Source organism: Paenibacillus alginolyticus DSM 5050 = NBRC 15375, assembly GCF_000422905.1.
GTDB lineage: Bacteria > Bacillota > Bacilli > Paenibacillales > NBRC-103111 > Paenibacillus_E > Paenibacillus_E alginolyticus.
Map to the genome: position 1 here is coordinate 1 of NZ_AUGY01000212.1, position 1,834 is coordinate 1,834.

Annotated in this window: 3 protein-coding genes; all 3 read right to left on the bottom strand. The window is 38.2% G+C overall.

Annotated features, from left to right (window positions below; translation table 11 throughout):
• Positions 1 to 232: 232 nt before the first annotated feature.
• The 3 genes from G519_RS0138175 to lepB all read right to left on the bottom strand — a co-directional run bounded on the left by G519_RS0138175 (position 233) and on the right by lepB (position 1,701).
• On the bottom strand, positions 233 to 658 hold the full coding sequence (locus G519_RS0138175; RefSeq protein WP_127528346.1) for a hypothetical protein: 426 nt from the start codon (positions 656 to 658) through the stop codon (positions 233 to 235).
• Complete coding sequence (locus G519_RS0138180) at positions 655 to 954, bottom strand: hypothetical protein (protein WP_029199005.1); 300 nt, start codon at positions 952 to 954, stop codon at positions 655 to 657. The genes G519_RS0138175 and G519_RS0138180 overlap by 4 nt, the downstream gene beginning before the upstream one ends.
• Positions 955 to 1,062: 108 nt before the next feature.
• Positions 1,063 to 1,701: a signal peptidase I gene (gene lepB / locus G519_RS0138185; RefSeq protein ID WP_029199006.1), complete on the bottom strand. Its 639-nt coding sequence runs from the start codon at positions 1,699 to 1,701 to the stop codon at positions 1,063 to 1,065.
• Positions 1,702 to 1,834 lie beyond the last annotated feature (133 nt).

Sequence of the window (1,834 nt, forward strand, 5' to 3'; positions counted from 1 at the left end):
CCTTCATCGTCCGATATCAAAGAGGATGAAATCCTGCGAATACACGAGCTTGCGTGAGAAAATCAAATCATAACGAGGGAGCGTAATCAATTGTATCAAGCTTCAAATAAAAAGAATCGGACTTTCTCAATGATTACCACTTTGACGATAGCAGTTTTCTTCACATATTGCCTTACACTCATATAAAACAACGTCCCTTTAGGAAGAGGGCAAGATCACCATTTCAGAGCTACTATCCACCACTAAAATAATAAACACCATCCGTTATAAGTTCATACCGTGCGTGTTGAAAGAATGTTTCCAGTCTGCTATCTGTGGAAGGATTTTTACCATTCCTGCATATGGCAATTCCATCAATGGATTGCAAACCAGGACTAAACATAAAATAGTTGACATCTTTATCTGCGACACTATAAGAAACTACACCAGCAGAGCGGTTTAATGTTTTCATTTTACTGATCAATTTACCCGAGAAGAGCTTCTTTAGTTCGTCTGAATCAATCTTGCTGGGAGGTGATCGAAACATTCCTTTACCTGCTAATTTGCCCTCATCATAAGCTCTAAAAAGTGAATCCGAAACAGCAAAATAGTCGTCCTTATAAAGTTTGAATTTATCAATTTGCGTTAAAGCTGGCACAGCAATAATGACAATTGTCATAATAAAGGAAAGCAAAATTGCAAAGATCTTTTTCTTGCTTTTTTTCCTGTCACCATTTTTATCCCAATAATGACTAACGAGATCAGCGCGATTAAAAGTATGATCACTGCGGGCAGGTAAAGAACAACCGTTAGAAAGTCGTCCCCCACTATAAATTTTGCATATAGAAGCAAGAAATCTCCAATGAATAAAATCAACATCGGAATCATGATCCGCTTGATATCCACTTTCCCATAAAGCAGCACCACAGTAGTTCCAAGTAAAACCGTTATTAAAATCATCAACGCTAAAGCCATATCCGTTCCGTTACCTAGCTAAATCGTATAGGAAAAAAATGTCCGATCGGTGTATTCTTATGTTTTTCCTGATGAAGAAATCGATCTAATCCTATTACAACTAAAAAATCACTTTTTATATCCGATAACTTTACCAAAAATGCTGTCTTTTGAAATCGGACCATAATGTCTGCTATCCCCACTTCGAATCCAGTTATCGCCAATAATATAATACTGCCCGTCAGGAACTTTGAATTCTTTCTTGTTGGTTTCATCGCTTTCCTGAATAATCTTAATCACCTTTTTGATGTTCTCCGAATTGGAATCACTATTAATCATTTTATTTAATTCTTCTACGTTCATTCCCCCCCAAAGTGCTTGACCATAAAAGGTATCGAGTGTTCTTCCATTGATAAAGATCAGACCTTTTTCAATTCGAATACTTTCTCCAGGAAGTGCTACTACCCTAGAGATCTCTGTATCTGGCGATCCGTTATTGGATTTCGCCGCCTGTGGTTTTTGGTAATAAATGATGTCGCCTCTTTGGACGCTATTGGATTTGTAATAACTCGGATCAACAACAACATCAGAACCAGAGAATTCCCTTTCCTTAAGCTCCATATTATCATTCATGTGCTTGAACAAAACCATGCCTTCTCCGACATTTACATTGGCGACCGATACTGTTGTGTGATTATCCAGTAACGGCTCCTGACGACAAGCGGTGAAAAAAATCATAATTAACATGAAAATAATTATTCGATGCATGCTTACACCTCCAACTGCCTGTTGTCATGGTGCTATCGTTTCCGTTAGCCAACCATGCCCCTCACGGGGCACCACGGAATAATGAAAATTTATTCAGTGCGTTTTATAATAATAGTACGGCTGGCGAGGAAGG

Coding starts and splice junctions, on each gene's coding strand:
- G519_RS0138175 (WP_127528346.1), bottom strand. CDS start 658: ATGACAATTGTCATTATTGCTGTGCCAGCTTTAACGCAAATTGATAAA.
- G519_RS0138180 (WP_029199005.1), bottom strand. CDS start 954: ATGGCTTTAGCGTTGATGATTTTAATAACGGTTTTACTTGGAACTACT.
- lepB (WP_029199006.1), bottom strand. CDS start 1,701: ATGCATCGAATAATTATTTTCATGTTAATTATGATTTTTTTCACCGCT.